Raw genomic sequence first — 565 nt, forward strand, 5'->3', positions numbered from 1 at the left:
ATCAGGGATGATGCGATCTACCGGTTTCACCATTAGATGAACGTCGATTGGCGCAGTGATGCCGTAATCGCGTAGTGCTTTACACACAGGCGCACCAAAAGTCAGGTTTGGTACATAGTGGTTATCCATAACATCGAAATGCACCACATCTGCACCCGCTGCGAGTACTTTTTCTACGTCTTCACCTAGACGTGCAAAATCAGCCGATAAAATGGATGGAGCAATAAGAAAATCTTTCATACCTGACCTCAGTAGTGACGAGCAAAACAGCAAACCAATTTGCGCGCAATTCTACCGAAGCCAGTGGGGAGATCCACTATTTAGAGAAAATAGTGTCAGAACTATGAAGCAGCGCTATCTGATTCCGGCGCTTTGAACAAGGCGAGCAGTTCGTCAACTTTGTTACGACCACTACCGTTTCGGCTAATGGTGCGTTTCACTTTCACCACACTTAAATCCGCACCGTGGTAAAGGCGGCGCGTTAGTGTTGTGTCGTGATTTGAAATCAACACCGGAATCCCACGCTCAGTAGCCGTTCTTTCTGCCATGTCGGCTAGTGCCGCTT

General features: G+C 47.8%; 2 pseudogenes. Both read right to left on the reverse strand.

Going from position 1 to position 565, the window contains the following annotated elements:
- Positions 1 to 240: pseudogene (locus R7Z50_RS29790) on the reverse strand (ribulose-phosphate 3-epimerase); the annotation flags it as partial.
- Positions 241 to 341: 101 nt separating this feature from the next.
- Positions 342 to 565 (reverse strand): annotated as a pseudogene (locus R7Z50_RS29795) (DNA adenine methylase); the annotation flags it as partial.

Source organism: Vibrio sp. 1249-1 (assembly GCF_033340495.1).